This is a genomic window from Pseudogracilibacillus sp. SO30301A, from assembly GCF_037072025.1.
Lineage (GTDB): Bacteria > Bacillota > Bacilli > Bacillales > Amphibacillaceae > Pseudogracilibacillus.
The window spans coordinates 1-25,831 of the sequence record NZ_JAXHDD010000001.1; the positions used below are offsets into that span (position 1 = coordinate 1).

28 protein-coding genes, 1 other RNA gene and 1 pseudogene are annotated in these 25,831 nt (G+C 33.7%); 8 read left to right on the forward strand and 22 right to left on the reverse strand.

Going from position 1 to position 25,831, the window contains the following annotated elements:
• Nucleotides 1–743: 743 nt before the first annotated feature.
• From SPD89_RS00005 to SPD89_RS00035, 7 genes and pseudogenes are all read right to left on the reverse strand, one after another.
• Entirely contained in the window at nt 744–1,238 is a 495-nt protein-coding gene (locus SPD89_RS00005; protein WP_336259890.1) for a CcdC family protein, read from the reverse strand.
• Between the two features lie 38 nt (nt 1,239–1,276).
• Nucleotides 1,277–1,647: pseudogene (locus tag SPD89_RS00010) on the reverse strand (response regulator).
• A gap of 435 nt (nt 1,648–2,082) precedes the next feature.
• Complete coding sequence (locus tag SPD89_RS00015) at nt 2,083–2,787, reverse strand: cytochrome c biogenesis CcdA family protein (RefSeq protein ID WP_336259891.1); 705 nt, start codon at nt 2,785–2,787, stop codon at nt 2,083–2,085.
• Between the two features lie 212 nt (nt 2,788–2,999).
• Nucleotides 3,000–3,743, reverse strand: a complete 744-nt coding sequence (gene tatC, locus SPD89_RS00020) for a twin-arginine translocase subunit TatC (protein ID WP_336259892.1) — start codon at nt 3,741–3,743, stop codon at nt 3,000–3,002.
• Between the two features lie 96 nt (nt 3,744–3,839).
• Nucleotides 3,840–4,025, reverse strand: coding sequence for a twin-arginine translocase TatA/TatE family subunit (tatA, locus tag SPD89_RS00025; RefSeq protein ID WP_336259893.1), 186 nt, complete (start codon nt 4,023–4,025; stop codon nt 3,840–3,842).
• 158 nt (nt 4,026–4,183) lie between these two features.
• Complete coding sequence (locus SPD89_RS00030) at nt 4,184–4,678, reverse strand: dihydrofolate reductase (protein ID WP_336259894.1); 495 nt, start codon at nt 4,676–4,678, stop codon at nt 4,184–4,186.
• A gap of 16 nt (nt 4,679–4,694) precedes the next feature.
• Complete coding sequence (locus SPD89_RS00035; RefSeq protein WP_336259895.1) at nt 4,695–5,648, reverse strand: thymidylate synthase; 954 nt, start codon at nt 5,646–5,648, stop codon at nt 4,695–4,697.
• A 542-nt stretch (nt 5,649–6,190) separates the two neighbouring features.
• On the opposite strand from SPD89_RS00035, the gene SPD89_RS00040 reads away from it, so the two are divergent.
• Complete coding sequence (locus tag SPD89_RS00040) at nt 6,191–7,180, forward strand: C40 family peptidase (RefSeq protein ID WP_336259897.1); 990 nt, start codon at nt 6,191–6,193, stop codon at nt 7,178–7,180.
• A 223-nt stretch (nt 7,181–7,403) separates the two neighbouring features.
• Nucleotides 7,404–7,604 carry a cold-shock protein gene (locus SPD89_RS00045; protein WP_336256708.1) on the forward strand — a complete coding sequence of 67 codons (201 nt, stop codon included), beginning with the start codon at nt 7,404–7,406 and terminating at the stop codon, nt 7,602–7,604.
• A gap of 54 nt (nt 7,605–7,658) precedes the next feature.
• Here SPD89_RS00045 and SPD89_RS00050 read toward each other — a convergent pair whose 3' ends face one another.
• Entirely contained in the window at nt 7,659–8,171 is a 513-nt protein-coding gene (locus tag SPD89_RS00050) for an isoprenylcysteine carboxyl methyltransferase family protein (RefSeq protein ID WP_336259898.1), read from the reverse strand.
• Entirely contained in the window at nt 8,168–9,262 is a 1,095-nt protein-coding gene (locus tag SPD89_RS00055; protein ID WP_336259899.1) for a type III polyketide synthase, read from the reverse strand. The genes SPD89_RS00050 and SPD89_RS00055 overlap by 4 nt, the downstream gene beginning before the upstream one ends.
• A gap of 288 nt (nt 9,263–9,550) precedes the next feature.
• Here SPD89_RS00055 and SPD89_RS00060 point away from each other — a divergent pair, with 288 nt between their 5' ends.
• Genes SPD89_RS00060 through SPD89_RS00075 form a run of 4 tightly spaced genes read left to right on the forward strand, consistent with a single transcriptional unit; the run spans nt 9,551 to nt 12,521 of the window.
• Nucleotides 9,551–9,724 carry a cytochrome c oxidase subunit 2A gene (locus tag SPD89_RS00060; RefSeq protein WP_336259900.1) on the forward strand — a complete coding sequence of 58 codons (174 nt, stop codon included), beginning with the start codon at nt 9,551–9,553 and terminating at the stop codon, nt 9,722–9,724.
• Nucleotides 9,725–9,744: 20 nt separating this feature from the next.
• Complete coding sequence (locus SPD89_RS00065) at nt 9,745–10,227, forward strand: cytochrome c oxidase subunit II (RefSeq protein WP_336259901.1); 483 nt, start codon at nt 9,745–9,747, stop codon at nt 10,225–10,227.
• Nucleotides 10,227–11,876: a b(o/a)3-type cytochrome-c oxidase subunit 1 gene (locus tag SPD89_RS00070; protein ID WP_336259902.1), complete on the forward strand. Its 1,650-nt coding sequence runs from the start codon at nt 10,227–10,229 to the stop codon at nt 11,874–11,876. Before SPD89_RS00065 ends, SPD89_RS00070 begins: the two co-directional genes overlap by 1 nt.
• Before the next feature lie 54 nt (nt 11,877–11,930).
• Nucleotides 11,931–12,521 carry an SCO family protein gene (locus tag SPD89_RS00075; RefSeq protein ID WP_336259903.1) on the forward strand — a complete coding sequence of 197 codons (591 nt, stop codon included), beginning with the start codon at nt 11,931–11,933 and terminating at the stop codon, nt 12,519–12,521.
• A 66-nt stretch (nt 12,522–12,587) separates the two neighbouring features.
• Here SPD89_RS00075 and SPD89_RS00080 read toward each other — a convergent pair whose 3' ends face one another.
• The 6 genes from SPD89_RS00080 to SPD89_RS00105 form a co-directional block, all read right to left on the reverse strand.
• Nucleotides 12,588–13,721, reverse strand: a complete 1,134-nt coding sequence (locus SPD89_RS00080) for a THUMP domain-containing class I SAM-dependent RNA methyltransferase (protein WP_336259904.1) — start codon at nt 13,719–13,721, stop codon at nt 12,588–12,590.
• 271 nt (nt 13,722–13,992) lie between these two features.
• Nucleotides 13,993–14,381: RNase P RNA component class B (gene rnpB, locus SPD89_RS00085), an RNA gene on the reverse strand.
• A 50-nt stretch (nt 14,382–14,431) separates the two neighbouring features.
• On the reverse strand, nt 14,432–14,740 hold the full coding sequence (gene gpsB, locus SPD89_RS00090) for a cell division regulator GpsB (protein ID WP_336259905.1): 309 nt from the start codon (nt 14,738–14,740) through the stop codon (nt 14,432–14,434).
• Nucleotides 14,741–14,887: 147 nt separating this feature from the next.
• Nucleotides 14,888–15,277: a cytidine deaminase gene (cdd, locus tag SPD89_RS00095; RefSeq protein ID WP_336259906.1), complete on the reverse strand. Its 390-nt coding sequence runs from the start codon at nt 15,275–15,277 to the stop codon at nt 14,888–14,890.
• Nucleotides 15,274–15,624, reverse strand: coding sequence for a DUF1798 family protein (locus SPD89_RS00100; RefSeq protein ID WP_336259907.1), 351 nt, complete (start codon nt 15,622–15,624; stop codon nt 15,274–15,276). The genes cdd and SPD89_RS00100 overlap by 4 nt, the downstream gene beginning before the upstream one ends.
• Nucleotides 15,625–15,653: 29 nt before the next feature.
• Nucleotides 15,654–15,863 carry a hypothetical protein gene (locus SPD89_RS00105; protein ID WP_336259908.1) on the reverse strand — a complete coding sequence of 70 codons (210 nt, stop codon included), beginning with the start codon at nt 15,861–15,863 and terminating at the stop codon, nt 15,654–15,656.
• 433 nt (nt 15,864–16,296) lie between these two features.
• Here SPD89_RS00105 and recU point away from each other — a divergent pair, with 433 nt between their 5' ends.
• The gene (recU, locus tag SPD89_RS00110) at nt 16,297–16,890 is read left to right on the forward strand and encodes a Holliday junction resolvase RecU (RefSeq protein ID WP_336259909.1); all 594 of its coding nucleotides are present in this window, start codon (nt 16,297–16,299) and stop codon (nt 16,888–16,890) included.
• Between the two features lie 15 nt (nt 16,891–16,905).
• Entirely contained in the window at nt 16,906–19,590 is a 2,685-nt protein-coding gene (locus SPD89_RS00115) for a PBP1A family penicillin-binding protein (RefSeq protein ID WP_336259910.1), read from the forward strand.
• Nucleotides 19,591–19,658: 68 nt separating this feature from the next.
• Here the strand turns inward: SPD89_RS00115 and nth are convergent, their stop codons facing one another.
• The 7 genes from nth to panB form a co-directional block, all read right to left on the reverse strand.
• Complete coding sequence (gene nth / locus SPD89_RS00120; RefSeq protein ID WP_336259911.1) at nt 19,659–20,327, reverse strand: endonuclease III; 669 nt, start codon at nt 20,325–20,327, stop codon at nt 19,659–19,661.
• A complete protein-coding gene (locus SPD89_RS00125) occupies nt 20,328–21,011 on the reverse strand; it encodes a DnaD domain-containing protein (protein WP_336259912.1) in 684 nt (227 codons plus the stop codon).
• Nucleotides 21,012–21,900: 889 nt separating this feature from the next.
• Nucleotides 21,901–23,097, reverse strand: a complete 1,197-nt coding sequence (locus SPD89_RS00130; RefSeq protein ID WP_336259913.1) for a pyridoxal phosphate-dependent aminotransferase — start codon at nt 23,095–23,097, stop codon at nt 21,901–21,903.
• Between the two features lie 6 nt (nt 23,098–23,103).
• Nucleotides 23,104–23,640, reverse strand: coding sequence for a cell wall elongation regulator TseB-like domain-containing protein (locus SPD89_RS00135; RefSeq protein WP_336259914.1), 537 nt, complete (start codon nt 23,638–23,640; stop codon nt 23,104–23,106).
• Between the two features lie 81 nt (nt 23,641–23,721).
• The gene (gene panD, locus SPD89_RS00140) at nt 23,722–24,105 is read right to left on the reverse strand and encodes an aspartate 1-decarboxylase (RefSeq protein WP_336259915.1); all 384 of its coding nucleotides are present in this window, start codon (nt 24,103–24,105) and stop codon (nt 23,722–23,724) included.
• Nucleotides 24,106–24,119: 14 nt separating this feature from the next.
• Nucleotides 24,120–24,983 carry a pantoate--beta-alanine ligase gene (gene panC, locus SPD89_RS00145; protein ID WP_336259916.1) on the reverse strand — a complete coding sequence of 288 codons (864 nt, stop codon included), beginning with the start codon at nt 24,981–24,983 and terminating at the stop codon, nt 24,120–24,122.
• Nucleotides 24,984–24,998: 15 nt separating this feature from the next.
• On the reverse strand, nt 24,999–25,826 hold the full coding sequence (gene panB, locus SPD89_RS00150) for a 3-methyl-2-oxobutanoate hydroxymethyltransferase (protein ID WP_336259917.1): 828 nt from the start codon (nt 25,824–25,826) through the stop codon (nt 24,999–25,001).
• Nucleotides 25,827–25,831: the final 5 nt, after the last annotated feature.

Genomic DNA, 25,831 nt, shown 5'->3' on the forward strand with positions numbered 1-25,831 from the left:
AAAGTTTTTTCTGTTCAAGTACTTCTAGGAAGTCTTTAAAACTAACTTTATTATTACGGCCTACTATTATGTTCCGATACTTTCGCATAAACGTGAGCAACGACTGTCAGTCTAATAAATGCTTAACAAGCACTTAACTGTTCTGGAGTAAAATTTTCAATCATTATATCCATCTCTTCCAAATTATTACTGCCATTTAAATGAGTAGAAACAGATTTTGGTTTACATATTGATTCGATTCCAATTAATGTTAAAGCTTCGAGTTATTGAACGTGTTACGTTGATTTAAATAAAGCCTGGATGGAAACCAGCAAGATTAATTTCATCGTAACCACTGCCAACTGATTCAGCTCTAATTATTATTTTATCTGATTCACGATGCATGTTTTCACCCATTCGAATGAGATGCACATCTTCATATTTCGTTTTTAACTCTGCGACTCTTTCTGCAATACGATCAATTAATTGCTTTACAGTTAAGTTGATAATTGTAGAACCATAGTAGAAATAATCTTCCTTCTACTCATAACGTTGAGAAAGTAAACAAAAAAAGATAACAACGAATTAAAATATTTGATAATTGCATTAGTGCGATTGATTTTTCAACCAATGAAAAATAGGTATAGCCGTAACAATTACGACTATACCTATTTTCTCAAACAAAACAATCCTTAATAGCAATCATTTAAACTTGCGTATGTTTTTTGCCTGTTAGAAGTTGCCTAATTCTTAACGATCAAAAGTTACTCAGATTTTAACTTATTTGTTAATTGTTTATATTTAACTATCATAGCGATCCGCCAACTGACTATCATTGATAGTGCAAGTAAAAAGAACATTCCACTTGTTTCTCCAAATGAAATTGTGCTTCCAATGATTAATTTAATTATTATACGAATGAATAATAGCCCGAATAAAATAAAAACGAATGCTTTCGATGGAATAAGAAATATTGAATTATCTCGAATCTCGAATTTTGTCGTTTTTATAAGAAAAAATGAAAAGATAATTCCGATAATGCAAGCTTCGAGTATTTCAAAAAGATTTAAACGGAACTCGGGAAATATAAACATTAATGCTCCAGAACTCATAAAAATAGGTGGTAGTATTATATTTTTTACATTAATTGGTTTTCTTGACGATTTAATACGGATAAAATTCCAAGCTGTCGCCATAAATAATGCAATTATCGTACTGGCGATAAGTAAAAAAGTATGATTTAATCCTGCAAACGACATTTATTTCATTCAACTCCCAGCTTAAGTCTTAAGTAGGTCTAAGTTGCAGTATGTACTATTTGATTCACTGCTGTTTCAATAACTCGTTTTTCATCAAAAGGTTTGACAATAAAGTCTTTTGCACCTAGCTCTATTGCTTTAACAACAAGTTTTTGTTGCCCCATTGCCGAACACATAATTACCTTAGCAACTGGATCAAAAGTTTTTTCTTCTTTTAAAGCTTGTAATCCATCCATGACAGGCATCGTAATATCAAGGGCAACAATATCTGGAGAAGTTTCTTTATAAAGCTTAACCCCTTCTTCCCCGTTTTCAGCCATACCAACGACATTAAATTGATGTTCTTTAAACAAATTTGCTAATGTCATCCTCAAAATTTAGCAACGTCAATGATAAGTACTTTTGTCACTATCTTTCTTCCCTCATATCTTTTTGTCTTAGGCACGTTCTCAGCTATTGTACAAATGATCAACACCATTGATCCAAACAAATTGCAGTAAACTAAAAAGATCAAATATCATAGCTGTTGCAAGCTTAATTTCACCTATGAAGGGAAATTGAAAACCGAACAATCCACCAAATAATAATGCACCTAATCTAGTGAAAATAGCAGATATTAAGCATAATGGAATTATAGCTTTTCTATTACCCGAAGCTGAGGCATGTAAACAACAACAAATCCTCCATCTGGTGAAAGAATGGCCTGTTCATAATAATAAACATCGAATCCTAACAAAAGAATTACGGTATTGCTGGAAGTGAAATTAGTTATATGGTAATGCAACCCCTTAAAATGCATATACCCCTATTGTAGTCAATTATTCTTGTAAAATAAAGGAGAAACTTAAAAACCGTAAAAGCCAGTCCATTCTGAAAGAAGTGAAGTTAAATTAGTCATCCAGTCAAAAAATAAAGCAACACCAAAGAAAACCATAATATAGCCACCAATTTTTACAAGTTTCATACTGTGCTTTTTCACAATATTTAATTTTCCAACGAAAAAGGATAAGACTAAAAATGGAATTGCAAAACCAAGAACATAACTAATCATTAATGGCATCGCTTGCTCTGGATTAGTAGCCGCTAGACTTAATACAACCATTAAAATTGGACCAGTACATGGCGTCCATCCCATTGAAAAAGCCATTCCAATAAAAAAAGAGCCGATAAATCCCGCTGGTCTATTTTTAAATGTAATTTTTTTATCTTTCATTAAAAATTTAAAATTAAGTAATCCAACGATAACGAGACCAAAGAAAATGATTAAAATGGCCCCAATTTGTCGTATAATATCTTGATACATTTTAAAGAAATCAGATATTAATGTAGCACTAAAACCTATCATGATAAATACACTAGAAAATCCTAATAAGAATAAAATCGTGTGTAACATACTTTTTTTCGTAAGCATTTTATTTTCTTCACTTATTTCACTTACGCTCATGCCTGTAATATAAGATAAAAATGCAGGGAAAAGCGGTAAGACACAAGGAGAAATAAAAGATAAGAATCCTGCCCCAAAGGCTAAAAATAGATTTACTTCAGTCATTGTCAATCCTCCCAATACACATCTTACCTATATTCTAACAGAAAGTATTCCGAATATATGAGTTGCTTTTGACAGTAATCTGAATCTTTTTCTAAAAAATATTTTCTTAATTTCTTACCATTTCCCGGGTAACCGCAAATTTTTGCAATATTTATACAGTCCATAGGAAAACTTGTCGATATTTCGTAGTTAAACAACTATTTGATCGAAATTTATTTCTCCATATATTCTATATGTCTTTGCTGTTTTTTTCGGTAAACAATACTCGTTAAATAAATGCTAATTTCATACAAAATAAACAAAGGAATTGCAACTGCAAGTTGTAGAACAACATCAGGTGGGGTAACTAAAGCTCCCACGATAAGTAGTATGAAATAAGCATACTTTCTCGTCTTTTTTAAAAATTGAGGCGTTACAACACCAAGACTTGTCAAAAACATTAATATGATTGGTATTTCAAATAAAATAGCAAATGGTATAGTTACTGTCATCAAAAATCTAAAATATTTTTCAACCGTAAATAATTCATTAAACATCCCGTTATTTAATGATAAAAGAAAAGGCAATATAAGATTTATAAACATTAAGTAACCAAATACAAGCCCAAGCACAAACAACAAAAATACAGCAGGAATATAAGATAGTGATACTTTTCTTTCAGTTTTTGTCAAACCTGGTTTAATAAATAACCAAAGCTGCAAACTCAATACTGGTAATGTAGCTACAAGTGCAATTAACCCGGCAATAGAAAAGTAGATCCAAATTATATCTCCAGGGCTAGTAACTGTTAATTTAAAATCTATATCATTTTCAAAGAAATAATAAATATCTTTTACATATATAAATGCAAGTATAAAAAAACCAATAAAACAAACCCCTGTAATTAGGAGGCGATTTCTTAATTCTGATAAATGGCCGACAATATTCATTTCTTTGTCTGTATTAGGATTAGACATAGTCTCACCCCTTTTTAATTTAAAGACTGATATTTTATTGTTTAATCATAAAAAAGATGTAAGGTTCCGTCCCCTACACCTCTTTCGTTATTAGATTTAAGAATTTTGTTTATCATTTTTCTCTTTAGATTCTTCATCACCCATTAAGCCTTTTGTTGCATTTTTGAATTCACGCAAGGAATTTCCTGCTGCTTTCCCGATTTCGGGTAGTTTATTAGGTCCAAAAATTAATAAAGCAACAACCAATATTAAAATTAAACTTGGTACACCGATCTGTGCCATCCATTTCACCTCATAAATAATTTTGTTTGCTTAGTATCATTACAGTAATCATTATAAAGATAAAAACATAACCTTACGACTAAATTAGTTGAAAATACATAAATAGTTCATAATTTTATTATAATCGAATAAACTTTTTAAAACAATAAATTGACTTTTTACCTATTTTTACGTACATATTGTATAAAATAGTATTCATAAGGGTTATATTCATCCTGTATGCCTTTTTCTTTCGAAACTTCTTCCCACTCTTCCATTGAAATCTCCGGGAAAAATATATCACCTTCAAATGTTTCGTTAATCAAAGTAACATATAAGTTATCTGCATACGGAAGTAATTGTTTAAATATGTTTCCTCCACCAATGACGAATAGTTCTTCATCATTATTTGCTTTACTTAATTGGATGATGGATTCAATATCTTGAACAACCTCGACTTCATCCGGAAAATCATTATTACTTGTTGTTAAAACTATATGCTTTCTATTCGGTAATACTCTTCCAATAGATTCAAACGTTTTTCTACCCATTACAATTGTATGACCAGTAGTTGTTTCTTTAAAGAATTTTAAATCATTTGGTAAATGCCACGGCATCTGATTGTTAAATCCAATAACATGATTGCGATCCATTGCTACAATGAAAGATATCATTTTCTATATTCTCCTTTTATACTGCAACGGGGGCTTTTATTGCTGGATGTGGATCATATCCGACTATTTCAAAATCTTTCACTTCATAATCAAAAATTGATTCTTTTTTATTCGTTATTTTCAATTCAGGAAAATCTTTTGGTTTACGACTTAATTGAATCTTTATTTGCTCTAAATGATTGGTATAAATATGAACATCGCCAAATGTATGGATAAATTCACCAACTTTTAAATTACATTCAAACGCTATTAAATGTGTTAGAAGTGCATAGCTGGCTATATTAAATGGTACCCCTAAAAATATATCGGCACTCCTCTGATATAATTGGCATGACAATGTTCCGTTATCAACATAAAATTGAAATAATGTATGGCATGGAGGTAAAGCCATCTGTGGAATATCTTCTGGGTTCCATGCGGAAACAATATGTCTTCTGGAATCTGGATTTGTTTTGATTGAATGAATAACATCTGCTAGTTGGTCGATTGTTTCACCTGAGGCAGCTTCCCATTTTCTCCATTGTTTCCCGTAGACAAAACCTAGATCCCCATATTTTTGTGCAAACTCATCATCTTGTAAAACTTTTTCTTTAAAAACATTCATTTGTTCGTCATATTCTTTTTTAAATTCATTATCTACAAGACTCCTGTTACCAAAATCCTCCATGTTTGGCCCTTCATATGCATCACTTTCCACCCATTTTTTAAAAGCCCATTCATTCCAGATATTATTATTATGTTCTAATAGATAACGAATATTTGTATCTCCTTTTAAAAACCATAACAATTCACTTGCTATTAGTCGAAATGGAACATGTTTTGTTGTTAAAAGAGGAAATCCTTCTTGTAAATTAAATCGTATTTGCTTTCCAAAAAGCGAGTATGTACCTGTATTTGTACGATCTTCTTTTACGTTACCCTCTGCTAATATTTCTTCACATAACTGTAAATAAGCTTGTTCATTATTCATTCGTTCATTCACCTCGTGAAAGTGTAATATCGCTTAGAATTATACCAAATAGAAGTTTATTGTAACATACAATAAGGACTGAGACATACTAAAACCTTCCAATCAAATAACGAATGACGAAAGGAAAAGGACTCTGACTCTAATACATAATTGAAGGCTACTGTAACGTATTTAGCTGGGGCGTTTCCCGCTGTCCCCTTTGTCGCTAAATTGCCATAAAGAGGATGTTCATAAAGAATAATTTTACTTGTGTGCCCGTCAGATCAGGAATCATGAAAAACGGTCACATAGTGATCTTTTATATGTCTGTCAGATCAGAAGTCCATGAAAAGGTTCATCATGTAATTCATTTTTTATGTCGAAGTTTATGGAAATAATGAGTTTAGTTTTTGAAAACAGTTTAAACAACAGAAATATAAATTGTTCGGTCGTTTGATTACTAATATACGTTTGTAACATAAACGTAAACTATTGTAACGTATGTTTAGGATGACAACTACATAAAAATAAGACAGAAGCAACATAAGAAAGGAGTTTTTTGTATGCGTGTGAATACAGTTGAAAAAGTAATGAAAAGTTCAATTGTTTGCGGGTATGCTGTCACACAACCATTTGCATTTTACATAGATGCACAGCCGATGATACAAGATAAACTCTTAGCAGAAACAGAAGGTTTACAATACGGTGAAAATAGTAAAATTGTACGAAATTTACAATACAAATTAACTAAATTAGGGCATTATAACGACGGTATAGATGGTGTTTACGGTTTATTAACTGAACATGCAATAAAAGGATTTCAATCATCCAATGATATAAAAGTAACAGGAAGTGCCGATAAAGAAACAATGGAAGCGTTGATTTATGAAGAAAAGAAAGCTGAAATTAATGATATTTCTCATATAATTCAGTCTCTTAATTCTAGTTCTTCGTATGAGGATGTAAAAACAGTTCAAGAAATTCTTTTTTTCTATGGATATTATAAAGGAACTGTTGATGGTTTATATGGTCCGCTTACAGAAGATGCGGTAAACCAAGTAAAGAATTTACAATTAGTTGACACCATTGAACAAGACCCAGTGACAGAAGAATCTAAAGAGCAAGAAGTAGAAACTCCTGTTGATCGTGATCAATCCAGTAATGAAAGTGAAATCGTGCAAGTTGCTGTTGAACAGAGTCCTACAAGTGTAATTGAAACAGCTAAGTCATACATGGGTACTCCATATGTTTGGGGAGGAACATCCCCAAATGGGTTTGATTGTAGTGGTTTCATTCAATTTGTTTATGGGCAACAAGACAAAATCATACCACGAACTGTTAATGAAATATGGAATTTCTCAAGTCCCGTGGATTCTCCCTCCATTGGGGATTTAGTGTTTTTTGAAACATATCAAGCCGGTCCTTCCCATTTGGGAATATATTTAGGCAACGGAGATTTTATTCATGCAGGAAGCAGTTCAGGAGTTTCGGTCAGCAATCTCAATGAATCATATTGGGAAACTCGATATTTAGGTGCGAAACGGATAAATTAACAAGAAAAAATAACGCTTTCATGATTGAAGCGCTTGACTCGAGCTATAAAACAAGTTATATTGGAAACAAGCAAAGAAGATGTATGGAATCATTAGAAAAAGTAACTTCACATGAAGAAGGTACGTAGTGATCCCACCTTCTACGTGAAGTTATTTTTTTCGTTTTCACTATTTTCTTTGTATTAACACGGTTTTCGTGAAAGAAATTAGGAGGATTAACTACATGCAAAACGGAGTAGTAAAATGGTTTAACGCAGAAAAAGGTTACGGATTTATTCAATTAGAAGAAGGAGACGATGTATTCGTACATTACTCTGCTATTCAAGAAGAAGGATTTAAATCTTTGGAAGAAGGTCAAGAAGTAACTTTTGAAATTGTCGAAGGCGAACGTGGGCCACAAGCAGCTAACGTAACTAAAAACTAATAAAAAAACTAAAAAACAAAGGAGGCAACCTGTTAAGGTTCCTCCTATTTATTTTTATTGAATTTTTCGACCTAAAGCTCGATCTTCCCTCGGTATTCTAATTGCTAATAAAAGTAAATGTAAGATTGGAAAAAACAGTGCAGTTTTATATGCACCAAACATTGCTGGGATAACGAATAATTCAATAAAAACAATCACATAATTAGGATGTTTTACATATTTATATGGTCCTTTTTTTATAAGGATAACTTTTGGCATGACAATAATTTTTGTATTCCAAAATCTACCGAGTGAAACAATGCACCATACACGTACTATTTGCGCTATTAAAAAAATAATAAAGAAATACATATTAAAGCTCATTTCATCGACAAATAATAAGGAATTGACCTCGATTAATAAAAAAACAAAAAATGAAATATGTAGAATAATAAAGAGTTTATAATGCTCATTACCTACTTCAAATCCTCCACGTTCTCTCATCCATTGTTCATTTTTATTTGCTATATATAGTTCCATGAATCTTTGTCCGATAATAAATAAAATGATGATGTAAAAATAAATCACTTCCCCATCCACTCCATTAAAAGTAATTCAGAACTGAAACCTGGTCCAAGTGCACTTAGTATTCCCTCTTTGTTAGAAAAAGATTTATCAATTGAGTCTTTAAGCCATTTTTCTAAAACATAAAGTACTGTAGCGGAAGACATATTACCATGATTCTCCAAGACATTATAGGAATACTTTAGTAGTTGGTGATCAACACGTAATGCACTTTCCATCTCTTCTAATACTTTCCTTCCTCCAGGATGGGCAATAACTGCGGATAAATCCCCGACAGTTTTATTGTTCTTCTGTAAAAATTCTAAGACATGTTCTTTCCATAGTGATTTTACTAATTTAGGGATGCCTTTTGAAAAAATAACTTCGAATCCATTATTTGTAACGTTCCACCCCATCACATTCGTGCTGTTTTTTTTGGTAAATGTACTAGTCCCTTTAATTTGCAGTTTATTTGTAGGTAAATGTATTAAATAAGGGGAATCTGGACCAATTAATAAAGTTGCGGCAACTCCATCACCAAATAATGCGGTGCCCACAATATTCCTGCTCGAGTTGTCCACTTTTTGAAACGTTAAACTACATAATTCAGAACAAATAACTAGAGCTGTTTTATCAGGATGTAGTTGAATCCATTCGTAGGCTCGTGAAAGCCCCATTGCTCCTCCTGCACATCCTAATCCCCATAAAGGCATTCGAACTACATCTTCTCTAAATGAACGATCATTAAGTAAATAAGCGTCTAATGATGGAGTTACTATCCCTGTACTTGATACGAACACGATCATATCTATTGCATCATATGGAATAGGATGTTTTAATAATTCACTGTTTTTCAAACATGAATCAATTGCTTCTAATGATAAATCTTTTGCGTATGTAACATAACGATCATTTGTCATTGCGAAAGAATTATTTTGTTTTATCCATTCTGTATCCACCACAAATTGCCTCCGTTTAATCTTGGCATTATCAAATACAGGCAGTAACTTTTTAACCTTCTTTTCAATAAAAATATCTTTCATTAAGTTTTTTACTTCTTCTTGTGATAAATGATAGGGTGGAATACCTAATCCTACCGAGCCAACAAAAACCATATGTCTCACCTTTTTAGCTTAGTTTATGATGTTTGTAACGTTTTATCCACTTTATATTCACATTTCTTTCACATACTTTTATAACAAAAGTGTTTGGAAAGTATAGTAAGTTTGCACTTCTTACGTATATTGAATAAATTGTGAAACGTTGTTGTAACGCCTTTTTAAGTACTTTATATTGTGTATGATTAGTATAGAGCAAAAAACTATTACTAGTTAATTGCTTCCCTCTTGTAATAGTACTCTAATTATTTTTACTGTTTAATCTTTGTGAAAGGAGAGATAGTAATGGCGCTAAAACTTAAGGAGCGGCCAGTAGAAGTGAATGGAAAAAAGGGGCAAGTTGAACCTGAAAAACATGAAGATATTAATTTAGGTGGTTCTCTTGTATCTGTAATATTTTTAGGATTAATTATTATCGTTTCATGGTTAGGTGTTTGGACTTTATTTATAATTCGTTAACGAGAAAGGAGTAACAACCTATGAATATGCATAAATATGAAAAAATATGGATTTACTTTGGTTCTGCAACTCTACTATTCTTTCTTATAGTAGTAGGAGTAAGCGCATTTTATATGGGAAGCAAGCCACCAAGTTGTGCTGTTACATTAGATCCTGAAAGAGTAAGGGAACATGCTCTCTTTGAAGAACCTGGTCTAAAACAAATTGGGGACAATGAGTACCAACTAACAATCGTAGCATCTGCTTTTAATTATGATGTAGGGACAGACGATAAAGTAGTACAAATTCCTAAAGGAGCTACTGTACACATTTCTTCAACAACAACAGATGTAATTCACGGCTTCGAGATTGCTGGAACTAACGTCAATATGATGTTAGAGCCTGGATATATAAGTACGTATACAAATACATTTAAAAACGCAGGCACCTATACTCTCGTATGTAACGAATATTGTGGTGTAGGTCACCATTTAATGTCTGCGACGATTGAGGTGGTTGAATAATGAATAAAGCCGTAAAAAGTTTACCTAATGGTGATTCCAAACTAGTCATGGCCCATATGTATGTTGCCTTTACTGCATTATTAGTTGGTGCTACGATGGGGCTCATTCAAACGCTTGAACGTTCTGGAGCAATAACTCTTCCGGCTGGAATTAGTTATTATCAAATTTTAACAGTCCATGGCGTTGTCTTAGGTCTTGTTTTAACTACATTCTTTATTTTAGGATTTATGCTAGCTTCTCAAAGTAAAACGACTGGTGGATTTAATAAGACAGAACGAACGATTGCTTGGATCGGATATTGGATGATGTTAGTCGGAACTTTGTCAGCCGCAACGATGATATTACTTAATGAAGCTACCGTATTGTTTACATTCTATGCACCGTTACAAGCACATGTCTTATTTTATATCGGATTAGCACTTGTCATTGTTGGCTCATGGTTAGATGGGTTTGTAATGTTTAAACGTCATGCACGTTTCAGAAAAGAAAATCCAGGAGAAAAAACACCTTTACTTAGCTTTATGGGTGTGGTAACTATGCTAATGTGGCAAATCGCTTCACTTGGTGTAGCCATTACTGTTGTTTTCCAAATGATCCCTTGGGCATTAGGTTGGGTGGAGACGATTGATGTTCTGTTAAGCCGTACCCTTTTCTGGTATTTTGGTCACCCACTCGTTTATTTTTGGCTCCTTCCTGCCTACATGATGTGGTATGCGATTATGCCAAAAATTATCGGCGGAAAAATATTCTCAGATTCATTGGCTAGATTTACGTTTATTTTATTGCTACTCTTTTCAATCCCAGTTGGATTCCACCATCAGTTAACGGAACCAGGAATTGATCCATTTTGGAAATTTATTCAAGTAATTTTAACAATGGTTGTCGTAATACCTTCCATGATGACAGCATTCTCTATGTTTGCTACCTTTGAAGCTAGAGGGCGTGAACTAGGGGCAAAAGGATTATTCGGTTGGCTTAAGAAAATGCCTTGGAAAGATGCTAGATTTTTAGCACCTTTTATCGGAATGCTATTCTTCATTCCAGGTGGTGCCGGCGGAATTATTAACGCATCGAACCAAATGAACCAAGTTGTTCATAACACCATTTGGGTAACAGGACATTTTCACTTAACAGTTGCAACGACTGTAATGTTAACCTTCTTTGGAATTGCTTATTGGTTAATCCCTTCCTTAACAGGAAGAATATTTACAAAAACAATGAATAAGTGGGCTATTGTACAAACGATTCTTTGGACGGTAGGTATGACGATTATGTCTGCTGCAATGCATTGGCAAGGACTTCTTGGTGGTCCGCGTCGTTCCGCTTATTCGGAGTATGCTGGCAATGCTGATACAGCAGCATGGGGGCCTTATCAAATGGCACAAGCAATCGGCGGATCGATTCTGTTTCTAGGAATGATTGTAATGATCATTATTTTTGTATACTTGGCATTTTTTGCCCCTAAAGGTGAAGAAGAGTTTCCGGTTGCAGAACCTAGTGAAAAAGCAGAAAAGCCATCCAAAGTCTTTGAAAATTGGCCTTTATGGATTGGAATTACTTGCGCATTAATTTTATTTGCTTACACAATTCCACTTATTGATATTATTCAAAGTGCCCCTCCAGGAGCAAAAGGCTTTAAATTATGGTAATTTAAAAATTGAGGGGGTTAAGTCCCCCCTCTTCATTTGTTTGGAGGAAATAAAATGACTAAAAAGCATTATATTGGATTTATTAGTATATTAATTATAGGAATAATAGCTGGCGTTTATTATTTAGAAGTATATCGTCCAGGTACTGCTGAGTTACCAAAAGACGTTGTAATGGAAACAGCATTTGGTGAAGAGTTTGATTTTACTGATATGCCAAAACGTGTAAAAATGATTGAATTTATGTACACACAATGTCCTGATGTATGTCCAGTAACTACACTGGAAATGTCCAAGCTAAAACATGAATTAGAAAAAGAAGGCGTTTTTGGTGATGAGGTTGAATTTATTACAATCACGATTGATCCAAAACGTGATACAACAGAGGTTCTTCGAGACTATGCAAGTAGATTTGAAGTAACTTCTTCGGAAGATGGATGGACTTTTTTAACAGGAAGCGAAGAGAACACGAAAAAGATTGCGGATGCCTTAGGATTTTTATATCGTGACCCGGGATCTGGTGAAATCGTTCATTCCACATACACTTATTTTTTGGATGAAGATGATAATTTGTTAGAACAATTTACAATGGGTGAAGACTTCGATCGCGAAAAGGCGTTTAACCGAATTATGAGAACTATTAATTAAAAATCAGTAGGGATTTTTATATTTGATGGTTTCTACCATCTATAATCCCTACTGATTTTTTCTTTTTTATGAATTTTTCTTTCCAAAATATTGATAATAATTAGTTTCAATAAAGCCATTAAACAATTTTCTTCTTTTTGTTGCCTGTTTTCCATACACTTTTTCAAATTCCTTATAAGAAGTTAAAATATAAACGCTCCATGTTTCGTTTGTTCCCATTATTTCCCCTAACGTTTTATATAAATGGACAACATAATCTTCATCTTTTATTCTTTCCCCGTATGGTGGATTTCCGATAATATAACCATTATCTTGCTTTAAAGTTAAATCACGTAATTGCATCTGCTTCCAAGTGATTAAATCAGTTAATCCAGCTTCCATCGTGTTTTTCACACTAATCTCAATCATTTGATGGTTAATATCAGAACCAACAATCTCAAGTTGCTGTTCATAATTTGCTATATCCTCTGCTTCTTCTAAAGCTTCATCCCAAAACTTATTTTTAATAAATTTCCAAGCTTCTGATGCAAATTCACGATTAAATCCTGGTGCTATATTTTGACCAATTAAAGCGGCTTCGATTGGAATGGTACCTGAGCCACAAAATGGATCGATTAACGGGGCATCTGCTTTCCAGTTTGTTAATAGAACAAGCGCTGCAGCAAGTGTCTCTTTTAACGGAGCTTCCCCCTGTCCTACTCGATATCCACGTTTATGTAGACCAACACCACTCGTATCAAGTGTAAGTAAAGCTTTATCTTTTAAAATAGCTACTTCAATTTTATATAAAGCACCTGTTTCTGGTAATTTATTGGCAATACCATGCTTTAATTTAAGTCGTTCAACTATTGCTTTTTTAACAATCGCTTGACAGTCAGAAACACTATATAATTTAGACTTATGTGATTTTCCTGATACGGGAAAGGAACCATCTTCAGGTATATAGTGTTCCCATGGTAATGCTTTGGTTGCTTCAAATAATTCATCAAATGTTTCCGCCGTAAATTTACCGACTAATAGTTTTACTCGATCAGCAACTCTTAGCCATAAGTTACATCTTGGAATTGCAGAAACTGGTGCTTCAAAGATAACTTTTCCATTTTCAACTCTTGGATCGTATCCTAACTCTCTTACTTCATTTGCTACAACTGATTCAAGTCCCATTGCGCTAGTTGCTATTAAAGTTACTGATTGTGTCATGTCATATTCCTTTCTAACGAATCATTGATATTAATATGTAAATAAATAAGACTGTTTCTAAAAAAAGTTTTGTCTCAAAATCCATAAACTGTCCAATAGTTGTAACTTGTCTACATTTTGTTAGTAGTAAAATTTTCACTACTGCACAGTTTACTTCAATATCAAAGTGTATAAAATCTGTTTAAATGATGCCATAAATAAAAAAACCTACTAACAGTTTGTACTGATAAATAGGTTTTACGAACAAAAAATTATTAGACCTTAATGAATACTCGATAAGCCATGTTCTGTTCCGTTGTACTAATTTCGGTGGTCAGCCTCGTACTTCGGTTGTAATCATTTATCTACAAGTACAAAACTTGTCCCTCTTTTCGTTCCGTTTTCCTACTTAGAGGATGCCCCTACCATTGTTTGGGTTGCTCACTCATGGGGTTTACCCGTTCCACTTCAGAATGTTTCCAATCTGACTCGTCTCTGTGGCACTTTCAAGGCTTTATTCCATATCATAATAGACTTTAGGAATAAACTCCTGCCGTTAACCTTTAAGACAAGGTTACCTTGACTTATGATTTCGTCAAGCATGAACACTACAAACATCTCAGTTTGTGTGAGCATGGACTTTCCTCTACACGTACGATCGTGCAGCGATTACATGAGTATCCATACAATAGTATATCACAAAAACCGATTTTCACATAGTGGTAAATTTTTCAGCCTTCTTTTTCATTCAACTTTTGGCCAAATACTGCCTTTTCTAAATTAGATAATCGTTTTAATACATCATAATTAACCTGAGCACCTGTCGTTTGCTTTCTTGTAGCTGGTTGTTGCTCCGAACTCTTTTTAAAGCGCTCGTTCTCTTGACGTAAACGCTCAATTTCTTGGTTTAATGCTTCATAATCTTGGATGATAATATCTAAAAACTCATCTACTTCTTCTTCATTGTAACCACGCATAGATTTTTTAAACTCTTTTTCCAGTATGTCATTTGTACTTAATTGCACCCTATTTACTGTCATAAGATCACCTCTATAAAATTGTAAACAATTAACCGCATAAAATTGCTTGTCTATAGTCATTTTATTAAAAAAACTTAAAATTATGCACTGCTTCTTCATTTATTATACCACTAAAAAAGGAAGCTTTAAACAAAGCTTCCTTTAAAATTATTTTTCATGCAAAGAAAATGAATATGGTAGTAATTCTTTTACTGTTATTACTTTCAGGTCACCTGTTAAATTAGTTAAATAAATAATTGCATCTGGTGAAAAAAACTCAGTCATGACTTGTCTACAAGCACCACATGGGCTAACAGGACCTTCACTATCCGCAATCACTGCCATTTCAACCAAATCTTTTTCTCCTTCTGACACAGCTTTGAATATTGCAGTTCTTTCTGCACAGCAAGTTAGTGGGTATGAGGCGTTTTCTATGTTACATCCGGAATAAATGCTTCCCGATTTTGTTACTAAAGCTGCCCCAACTTTAAAGGTTGAATATGGGACATAAGCGTAATCTAGAGCACTCTTCGCTGTTTGAATAAGTTTATCTTTCACTCTTCGAACTCCTTTATTAGTTGGTTAAATATATAGTGACAAGATTTATTCATTTCCATATATTGTCTTTTTCGAATATCAATATAGTAACTGTGTAAAATTAGTGTTTCCATGTTTTCTTTCGTAGAGGTTATTTGTTGTGGTTGCAAGATGCTTTTTTGTCTTTGAATGACTTGTAATGCTAATTGCTCCCATTTTTCAAGTAGATCAAAGTAAGGAACTGTTTCTCCTTTAACAAATTGAAAGAAATCTTTATCTGCTTTCGGTTTTTCATTTTGTTCAAACATTAGTTTTAATGTATCTAGATAACTACTTAGTCTTTTTGTGATTGTAACTAAATTTGTCATTTTGTTGATTTCTCCAAAACATTAATAATTTATTTAGATTCGGACATTCTGCTGGATTGATCTAAAAAATCATATGAGTACATAAATAAACGAACTTGCTGCTGGTACATTTTATTTATCTCTCTCTCTATCATTAAATCATATTTCTCGTCTATTTGTCTAAGTTGAGCATTTAAATTATTTAGCGCATCTTCTATATTAGCATTTGTATGATCCTCTTTTGTAGTTTGTAAGGCCATCAATTTTATCACCGTACCTTTCAACTTAATATTGGTTACTGGCAATATTCGTGATGATTCATAAGAGTCCTGCACATCCGACAAAACTAGTTAGAAACTTGCATATATTGCTTTCGCTCTAAAATTATTTCAAATTTTGTCGAACTTATGTCAATGGTTCACTCCCAAAAAGGTCATTCATTTATTTTTTATACTATATATGGTATTGATACAGTAAAATAGTTACTATATATTGTGTTTTTTGAATTCCCCTTTTTAGAAAACTTCCTTTTTGTGGACTAACCATGTCAATACTATGTTGCAATCTAATTATTTAATTGTTACTTATATTTTAAGTACGTTTCTAAAGGTTAGAAATCAGGTATAATAGATATGATAACAAATTATAATTTCTTTTTAAAAACTGGTATTATATGATAGCGGGAGGGGTTCAATGAATTATCCAGGTGGGATAAGAAAACAAGAAACAATTACGAAGCGTTCCCACATAAATAGATCAGCTACTTTTAGTAATCGAGGGATGTCCTTAGAGGAAGATATAAATGTAACGAATCAATTTTATTTAGAAACGAATAAAGCAATTATTCATAAAAAGCCAACACCAATTCAAATCGTAAAAGTACATTATCCAAAACGAAGTGCTGCTGTAATAACCGAAGGCTATTTCCAATCGAAATCAACAACCGATTATAATGGAATTTATAAAGGTAAACATATTGATTTTGAAGCAAAAGAAACAAAAAATAAAACTTTATTTCCATTGGTAAATATTCATGAACATCAGTTTCAACACATGAACGCAATCCTGAACCATAATGGAATTTGTTTTGTAATTATTCGATTTACTGAACTTAATGAAACATATTTTATAAATGCGGAAATATTATTATCTTATTGGGAACAAATGTTACAGGGGGGAAAAAAATCAATTCCCTACCAAATCTTTAAAGAACAAGGACATTTAATCCCGTTTACGTATCAAGCTAGAGTTGACTATCTGAAAGTAATTGACCAACTCTATTTTTAGAATGGAGGTTCTTCTATGGCAACAAGAAAATCACGAACAGCAAGAAGGAAACAGAAAAAAACAATGAAAAAGCCTTTATGGAAAAAAGTATTTATGACATTACTCATTATATTTCTTGCCATGGGGATTAGTGGAGTAGGTGTTTTTGCTTACTTTATCGGAACAGCACCAAAACTTGATGTTGAAAAACTGGATGTCCCCTATTCTTCTCAGTTTTACAATAAAGATGGCGAACCTTTCGCAGATAAAGGTGCAGAGAACAGAATAAAAATAAAATATGATGATTTACCAGATGTTTTAATTGATGCAGTAACTGCAACAGAGGATGCCAGATTTTTTGAACATAAAGGTATTGATCTCCGAAGAATTGGTGGTGCCATAAAAGCAAATATTCAACACGGTTTTGGTTCTGAAGGTGCAAGTACCATTACACAACAAGTTGTTGAAAATATGTTTTTAACACCAGAAAAATCAATCAAATTAAAAGTGCAAGAACAGTGGTTAGCATTACAACTGGAACGCGAATTTTCAAAGGAACAAATATTGGAAATGTATTTAAATAAAATATTTTACGGAAGTAATGCTTACGGAGTTGCTAAAGCGGCAGAAGTGTATTTTGGTAAAGAAGATTTACATGATTTAACCTTGATCGAGGCAGCAATGTTAGCCGGTCTTCCACAACGCCCTACTGCTTACAATCCGTTTGAGAATCCGGATTTAATGCAAGAACGTGTAGATACAGTTTTAAAACTAATGGTGCGGCATGGGAAAATAACACAAGAAGAAGCAGATGAAGCTCGTCAAATTGATGTAGCAAGTGTGTTAACGGATAAAAAGCCAAAATCATTGCCCTATGCTGCCTTTATTCAACAAGTAGAAAAAGAATTAGACGAAAAATTAGAAGGTGTTGACATTAACTCAGCAGGATTAAAAATCTATACAACATTGGATAATAGTATTCAAGACCATGTAGAATTTCTTTTAACGGATAGTGAAGAGAACCCGATTCCTTATCCAGATGAAGATTTCCAAGCTAGTATGTCTGTAGTCGACACAAAAACAGGTGCTATTCGAGCAATTGGTGGGGGCAGAAATCATGAATCTGAAAATTATAACTATGCAGTAGATTTAAAACGTCAACCTGGCTCCGTTATAAAACCAATCCTTGCATATGGTCCTGCAATTGAATATGAAAAATGGTCAACATATCATCAAATCAATGATGATAAACCTTTTGAAACTGGCGGTAAGCCGATCAGAAACTGGAATCGTCAGTACCAAGGGTGGATGTCCGCACGTTACGCCTTAGCACAATCATTAAACGTTCCGGCCGTAAAAACATTTACTGAAATTGGTTCTGATCGTACAAAAGAATTTGCTGAAAGTTTAGGGTTGGAGTTTGCCAGTGAAGTTCTTGATCCTCGGGATGCTATTGGGGGAACGGAGTCAACAATGACACCGATACAGCTAGCCGGAGCATATAGCGCCTTTGGGAATGAAGGAATTTATACAGAACCACATGCTGTTACAAAGGTAGAATTTCCGGATGGATCGGTTGTTGATTTAAAACCAGAGTCTGAAGCAGTAATGGCAGACTACACAGCGTACATGGTTACGGATATGTTAAAATCAGTTTTAAGTAGCGGTACAGGTACAAACGCAAACATACCTGAACTTCCTATTGCAGGTAAAACTGGTACGACAGATGGACCAAATAACTCGTGGTTTGGGGGGTATTCAACAAATTACTCTATAGGGGTATGGACTGGTTATAAAGATAACAATCGAAATATTGAAGGTTCAGCTACCCAAATACCACATGCACTTTTTAAAAGCACAATGACGGAAATATCAAAAGACATTGAGACACCTGATTTTGTTAAGCCGGATTCTGTAGTAGAGGTTGCAGTAGAAAAAGGATCTAATCCACCCGCATTACCAAGTGATCATACGCCAAAAGAAAATATCGTTACAGAGTTATTTGTAAAAGGAACTGAGCCTACATCTGTATCCGAAAAATTTGATAAACTTGACCCAGTAAATAATCTTTCGGCAAATTATAACGAAGGAAAACAAGCGATTGAAGTTAGTTGGGATTACGAAAATAAAGAAGATACGATCTCATTTGAGGTGAACTATAAAGTAGACGATGGCGAATTTAGAGAATTGACCACCACTGAAGATTTAGCTGTTGAGATAGCAGATATTGAACCTGATACTACGTACACGATTCAAGTAACTGCAGTAGATACAGAGAATGGTATGCGTAGTGAACCAAAATCAGCTACTGTCAATCTTACTAGTGAAGAGGATGAAGATGAGGAAGAAACAATTTCTCCTGTCGAAGGCTTACAAGCTAGTTACAATGAAGCTAATTCCTCGATTAACATTCAATGGCAATACAGTGGTGATGCACAATTTGAAGTAGATATTAATGGCGAGAAACAAACCGTTCAGTCTAGAAACATTCAAATTGATGGAGTAACACCTGGTAATACGTACAATATTACTGTTACACCGATCGTAAATGGAAATCGCGGAGAACCAAGAAGTACTAGTATTACTGTTGATGCTCAAAATGATGATGGCGATGATAATGATCAAAATGATAATGAAAACAATAATGACGATGCTCCGGCTCAAGGTAATGATGATGATCAAGAAACTAACAGTGATGATAATGAAGGTAGTGAGGAGTAATATCAATTTAAAAAGAGGCTTTCCAAATAGGATCGCCTCTTTTTTCATTCACTTAAAAGTAAAAACTTTCACGTAGTGTTCGTTGTTATTTCAGCTTTTCTCATTCTCTTTTTACCTTCTCTACAAACTGTAAGTAAAGGACACTCGTGGCAATTTGGATTAGCGGCCTTACAGTGATATCTACCAAAGAAAATAAACCGATGATGTGATACACTCCACTCATCTTCAGGGATTTTTTTCATTAATGTTTTTTCTACTTCTAAAACAGAATCCTTCCACCTGCAAAATGCCAATCTTTTGGCTACACGTTCTACATGTGTGTCTACGGCAATTGCTGGTCGATTAAAAGCAACAGACATCACAACATTAGCAGTTTTTCTTCCTACTCCAGCAAGCTGGATTAATTCTTCTCGAGTTTCGGGAACAACGCCTCCAAAGTCTTCAATTAATTTTTTGCATAACTTTTGAATGTTTTTTGCCTTTGTTCGATATAATCCAATCGACCTGATATCATTTTCCAATTCTGTCAAATCTACAACTAAATAATCTTCAGGAGTTTTATATTTTTTAAACAGTGATGTGGTGACATTATTAACGTTCACATCTGTCGTTTGTGCAGAAAGTAACACGGCAATTAGTAATTCAAATGGATTATCATGGATTAGTTCACAATGAGCATCAGGAAACATTTCCGCCATCTGATCTAAACAAAAACGTATTTCAGTTTTATTTAGCACTTACTCCTCTCCCCCTTCCAACCAATTAAAATAAACAGATGTATCTCTACGCTCAGTATTATATTGCTTGGTAGCTTGTGTTTTTCTAAAGGACTTACTTTCTTCCCTAGCTTGTTCTACTGTACGTATACCCTTTTTCTTCCACTCTCGTAAAATTCGGTCAATATATTTAAAATTTAATTTACCCATCAGAACAGATTCACGAAGGGCAGCTTTTATTAAAGAAGGAGCAAGCATATCTTCGTCTAACCATGCATTCACTGTTTCAATTTCAAATGGAGAAAGTGGTCTACCAAACTCTTGTTCAAAAAGAATAAATATTGTACCTTCTTTTTCCTGCTTGCTTTTTTCTTCTTCATACGTAAACAATTTCGTCCAAAGTGGCTCTAAACTATACGCCTCACTTAGTTTATTTTGGTCATTACGTAATTCTTTAATTTCCAAAAGACTTTTCTGTATAAGTTTTCGGAGATTTTCTACACATTCGGCCTCTGAAATTGTTAAAGACGATGCAATTTCGGAAGGTGTAGGAAATTCATTATTTTGTTGGAGGTATCTATGTATTTGTAATATTAATACAACATCTTGTTCATTTAATCCAAGCGATCGATAATCCGTTAATAATTTTATTGGTATAGAAACTTGATTAAGAAAAATTTGTTGATATGAAGAATAATATGTCATTTTTTATTGCACTCCCATAAAACAAGTATACCATGAAAGCAATATTAATTTCAGAAGGCATGATTTAGTAAAACATTCAGTCTAAAACCAATGATTACAAGATGGGTAGTGTAGAATGGTACTATATTAAGTTAAATCTTACTAAGCAGTTGGAGGAAACTATGACATAACTATTTAATCACCACTAGGAAAGAATGACTCGACCTCCAAGATGTCGAGTCGATTTCAAACATGTCGAGTCATTTTCCAAGACGTCGAGTCGATTTCAAACATGTCGAGTCATTCTCCAAGACGTCGAGTCGATTTCAAACATGTCGAGTCATTCTCCAAGACGTCGAGTCGATTTCAAACATGTCGAGTCATTTTCCAAGATGTCGAGTCGATTTCAAACATGTCGAGTCATTTTCCAGGATGTCGAGTCGATTTCAAACATGTCGAGTCATTTTCCAAGATGTCGAGTCGATTCAGAACATGAGGAGTCGTTTCGCAATATATGCCTTTTCCTGAGATACGGAGTTGATCATATAGACTTTTACATCGCAGTTTATGGAAACTAGCAATAAAGATGAGATATATAAACGAAAGAAAAATCCCAACTGATACAAATTTTTATTAAAGAGGATGTTCAAAAGTCCGGTAAAAATGTCACTGCGAATTTCGCACGAATGCTTGCTTTTCCGCTCCTTGAAAAAGGAAAGCACTTTTTCTGCGTGCCAGATCTTTGCTCATGTATTTAAAAGCATACATTCCGCTGACGGGAGCTGCGCCGCCTCGAACTTCTTGGTCCTTTTTATCCTCCTATTTGAACACGCACTTATAGAAATTTGGATAAAGTTCGGATTTATCTATGACTAAAACTTTATTTCTAGCCTAAATATTATTTAAATAGTTACTTCTTGATAGAATTACGTACAAATCGATTAATACGCTTGGCTGCATCTTCTAATAAATCCATAGAAGTAGCATATGATAACCTAACATTTTCAGGTGCGCCAAATCCACTTCCTGGTACTAAAGCAACTTTTTCTTCCTCAAGTAGTGCTGTTACCCATTCATCGACAGAATTAAAGCCACATAGATTTACTGCTTCTTGCACATTTGGAAAAATGTAAAATGCTCCTTTTGGTTTTACACACGTTATTCCAGGAATTTCATTAATAAGATTATAAAATGTATTTAAACGGTTTGAAAAAACCTTTTTCATTTCTTTATTTATCTTTAAATTTTCCTCATTGTTTTCATAAGCTGCAAGAGCAGCATATTGTGCAATAGAAGTTGGGTTTGATGTCGAATGCGAAGCATGGTTTATCATTGCACCGATAATCTCAGAAGATCCGACCGCATAACCAATTCGCCATCCTGTCATTGCATGTGATTTACTTAATCCGTTGATCACAACAGTTTGTTGTTTTAAGGCATCGGATAAGGATGCAATCGACACATGATCTTCCTCTGTATAAATTAATTTTTCATAGATCTCATCCGAGATAATAAGTATATTATGTTTTAAACAAACTTCACCAATTTGCTGTAATTCTTCTTTCGTGTACATCATCCCAGTAGGATTACTTGGCGAATTAATGATAACTGCCTTCGTTTTTGACGTTATTGCCGCTTCTAGTTGTTCTTTTGTAATTTTAAAATCATTTTTCTCTAAACCTTCAACATATATGGGTTTACCACCAGCCAATTTTACTTGTTCAGGATAACTAACCCAATATGGTGTTGGAATAATGACTTCATCATTTTCATTTAATAATACTTGGTATAACGCAAAAAGTGCATATTTTGCTCCTACAGTAACGATAATTTCATTTAGTTGATAGTCTAATCCGTTATCTTTTTTAAATTTATCTATGATCGCTTTCTTAAGTTCGATAATTCCACCAGCAGGGGTATATTTTGTCATCCCTTGATCCATTGCTTCTTTAGCTGCTTTTATAATATATTCAGGTGTATTAAAATCGGGTTCTCCAACTCCGAGTCCAATTACATCGTACCCTTTGTCTCTTAGTTCTTTGGCTTTCGCGGAGATTGCTAAAGTAGATGAGGGATTAAGCGCTTTTACTTTTTTTGATAAATTCATGTCATCTTATCCTTTCTCACTGTACTTTCGATATAGTCTAAGCTGTTCATAAACCGTACCGTCCTCTAAAGATATATATTCAATGACGTAACGATTGGATTGGTCTGTGTACGTTATTTCCCACAATGGCTTATTATTAATCATCGCAGGAGCTGAACCTATTAATGTACAGGTTTTACACTCCGACTCCCACTTTTCTTCAATTTGTTCATTCGATATCAATTTATCAGAAGAAATGATAACCATATTTTCTTTCGCGAGAGGTTTATCCAATGGTGCAAAAATATACGATTGTTTTCCATTCTTATCTGTACCTAGAAGGATATGGTACGCTTCTTCACCTTGAAAGTGAGAAATTTCATGAATACTATTTATATTTGTCTCTTGGAGAACAAATTTCTCCGTCTTATCTCCATTAACAATTTTACTTTTTTCAATTTGAATATAGGAGTAACCTAGATAAATACAAAGAAATAAAAAAAATAGTGCCAAAAATAGTATCAACAATCTTTTCCATTTAAACCAACTAGATAATTGCTTCATAATTTATTTATCACTCATTTTTATATAAGATTAGTCACTTTAAAAAACTCTTATCTAAAGCGCAGATAAGAGCTTTTTATTTTACAATTCAGTAAGTGGTGGTTCTTCTTCTATCAATTGTTCAATTTTATTCTTTTCGTTCATAATTGCAATCTTTGGTCGATAGTTTGCCAACTTTTCTTCCGATATTAATGTATATGCAATAATAATAACTATATCTTCTTTTTGAACAAGTCTTGCGGCTGCACCGTTTAAACAAAAAATCCCTGTGCCTCTTTCCCCTGGAATTACATATGTTTCAAGTCTTGCGCCATTATTATTATTTACAATTTGTACTTTTTCATTAGGCAAAATATCTACTTGATCCATAATATCCTGGTCGATAGTTACACTTCCAACATAATTTAAATTCGCCTCAGTGACGCGAGCACGATGAATTTTAGATTTCATCATTGTACGAAACACCTGAACGTGACCCCCTAACTAATTCTATCAATAAATGAGCCTTCTTCGTTTAAAATTACATTATCAATTAATCGTGCATTACTGAAATTGACAGCTACGGCCAAAATAACTTGTTGGTTAATGGTAGTAATGCTTTTTAAATTTGGAAAACTTAATAGTTCAATATAATCAATTTTACCAGACGAATTAATACTAATGAACTTTTTTACTTCTTTTATAATAGTAGCAGGATTTTTGATTCCGTCAACTATTAATTTTTGTCCTAATTTTAATCCTAAATAAAGCGATTTTGCTTCTTTACGTTCTATTTTTGACAAGTAAACATTTCGACTACTTTTAGCCAGTCCATCCCCTTCTCTTATTGTAGGAAGCCCAACTATCTGAACTGGAAAATCTAACTGCGTAACTAATGTATTTACTACAGCAAATTGCTGCGCATCCTTCAGACCGAAGTATGCATGATTAGGTTGTACAATATGAAATAATTTTGTAAGGACTGTAATGACTCCATCAAAATGACCTGGTCTCGATCTACCACAAAGTACATCCGTACCTTGATTAATAGTCATCTTAATTCCCAACTCATCGGGATACATGTCATCTACAGTAGGTAAAAATAATATATCAACACCATGTTGTTCCGCCACTTTAGCATCTTGTTGTTCATCTCTAGGATAACGTTCAAAGTCTTCATTTGGTCCAAACTGTAAAGGATTTACGAAGATACTCATTACAACAATATCATTTTCTTGTTTAGCCTCTTTAACTAAAGACAAATGCCCAGCATGTAAAAAACCCATTGTAGGTACAAATCCGATTTTTTTATTAACATTTGCTACTTCTTTCATCATCATTTGAACAGAGCGAATAATTTTCATGTTTAAATACCTACTTTATACTTTTGGTAAGATACCCATATTCTTTATTTTGTACGTATGTTCCTCCAACGGAAAATTGTTGTTTTTTACATCCTCTACATAATTTGCAATGGCTTGAGTCCCATATAGATTCAAATTTGCATACGTTTTAACAAATTTAGGAAGTCTTTCAACACCATATTGTAAGATATCATGGTAAACTAACACCTGACCGTCACAGTCTGCACCTGCGCCGATGCCAATTGTAGGGATATTGATTGTTTCTGTTACAAGCTTACCAAGTTCCTTTGGGATACATTCTAATACGATTGCTGCAGCACCAGAGGATTCAAACCGCTTTGCATCTTCAAGTATTTTTTTACTATCTGCTTCATCTTTCCCTTGTACGCGAAATCCGCCTAACACATTAACAGTTTGTGGTGTAAGTCCTAAATGTCCGATAATAGGAATACCCCCATCAGTAAGTCGCTTCGTTAAGGTCAGCGTTTCTTCCGTCGCACCTTCAATCTTAATTGCTTGAGCATCGGTTTCTTGAAACAGCTTAGTCGCATTTTTAATCGAATCTTCAAGCGATGCATGATAAGACATAAAAGGCATATCAACAGCAACGAATGTATTCTTTGCACCACGTCTTACCGCTTTAGCATGATGGATCATATCGTCCAACGTTACTTGTGTAGTAGATGAATAACCTAAAACAGTATTCCCTAGTGAGTCACCGACTAAAATACAATCTACACTAGCCTCTTCAACTTGCTTTGCTGACGGATAATCATAAGCTGTAATCATCGTAATTTTTTCGTTATTATGCTTCATTTTTAAAAAATCTGTAATGGTTAACATTATTT

Bases quoted from the DNA above. Each gene is read 5' to 3' on its own strand.
- SPD89_RS00005 (WP_336259890.1), bottom strand. From the start codon at position 1,238: ATGTCGTTTGCAGGATTAAATCATACTTTTTTACTTATCGCCAGTACG.
- SPD89_RS00015 (WP_336259891.1), bottom strand. From the start codon at position 2,787: ATGACTGAAGTAAATCTATTTTTAGCCTTTGGGGCAGGATTCTTATCT.
- tatC (WP_336259892.1), bottom strand. From the start codon at position 3,743: ATGTCTAATCCTAATACAGACAAAGAAATGAATATTGTCGGCCATTTA.
- tatA (WP_336259893.1), bottom strand. From the start codon at position 4,025: ATGGCACAGATCGGTGTACCAAGTTTAATTTTAATATTGGTTGTTGCT.
- SPD89_RS00030 (WP_336259894.1), bottom strand. From the start codon at position 4,678: ATGATATCTTTCATTGTAGCAATGGATCGCAATCATGTTATTGGATTT.
- SPD89_RS00035 (WP_336259895.1), bottom strand. From the start codon at position 5,648: ATGAATAATGAACAAGCTTATTTACAGTTATGTGAAGAAATATTAGCA.
- SPD89_RS00040 (WP_336259897.1), top strand. From the start codon at position 6,191: ATGCGTGTGAATACAGTTGAAAAAGTAATGAAAAGTTCAATTGTTTGC.
- SPD89_RS00045 (WP_336256708.1), top strand. From the start codon at position 7,404: ATGCAAAACGGAGTAGTAAAATGGTTTAACGCAGAAAAAGGTTACGGA.
- SPD89_RS00055 (WP_336259899.1), bottom strand. From the start codon at position 9,262: ATGGTTTTTGTTGGCTCGGTAGGATTAGGTATTCCACCCTATCATTTA.
- SPD89_RS00060 (WP_336259900.1), top strand. From the start codon at position 9,551: ATGGCGCTAAAACTTAAGGAGCGGCCAGTAGAAGTGAATGGAAAAAAG.
- SPD89_RS00065 (WP_336259901.1), top strand. From the start codon at position 9,745: ATGAATATGCATAAATATGAAAAAATATGGATTTACTTTGGTTCTGCA.
- SPD89_RS00070 (WP_336259902.1), top strand. From the start codon at position 10,227: ATGAATAAAGCCGTAAAAAGTTTACCTAATGGTGATTCCAAACTAGTC.
- SPD89_RS00075 (WP_336259903.1), top strand. From the start codon at position 11,931: ATGACTAAAAAGCATTATATTGGATTTATTAGTATATTAATTATAGGA.
- SPD89_RS00080 (WP_336259904.1), bottom strand. From the start codon at position 13,721: ATGACACAATCAGTAACTTTAATAGCAACTAGCGCAATGGGACTTGAA.
- gpsB (WP_336259905.1), bottom strand. From the start codon at position 14,740: ATGACAGTAAATAGGGTGCAATTAAGTACAAATGACATACTGGAAAAA.
- SPD89_RS00100 (WP_336259907.1), bottom strand. From the start codon at position 15,624: ATGACAAATTTAGTTACAATCACAAAAAGACTAAGTAGTTATCTAGAT.
- SPD89_RS00105 (WP_336259908.1), bottom strand. From the start codon at position 15,863: ATGGCCTTACAAACTACAAAAGAGGATCATACAAATGCTAATATAGAA.
- recU (WP_336259909.1), top strand. From the start codon at position 16,297: ATGAATTATCCAGGTGGGATAAGAAAACAAGAAACAATTACGAAGCGT.
- SPD89_RS00115 (WP_336259910.1), top strand. From the start codon at position 16,906: ATGGCAACAAGAAAATCACGAACAGCAAGAAGGAAACAGAAAAAAACA.
- SPD89_RS00125 (WP_336259912.1), bottom strand. From the start codon at position 21,011: ATGACATATTATTCTTCATATCAACAAATTTTTCTTAATCAAGTTTCT.
- SPD89_RS00130 (WP_336259913.1), bottom strand. From the start codon at position 23,097: ATGAATTTATCAAAAAAAGTAAAAGCGCTTAATCCCTCATCTACTTTA.
- SPD89_RS00135 (WP_336259914.1), bottom strand. From the start codon at position 23,640: ATGAAGCAATTATCTAGTTGGTTTAAATGGAAAAGATTGTTGATACTA.
- panC (WP_336259916.1), bottom strand. From the start codon at position 24,983: ATGAAAATTATTCGCTCTGTTCAAATGATGATGAAAGAAGTAGCAAAT.
- panB (WP_336259917.1), bottom strand. From the start codon at position 25,826: ATGTTAACCATTACAGATTTTTTAAAAATGAAGCATAATAACGAAAAA.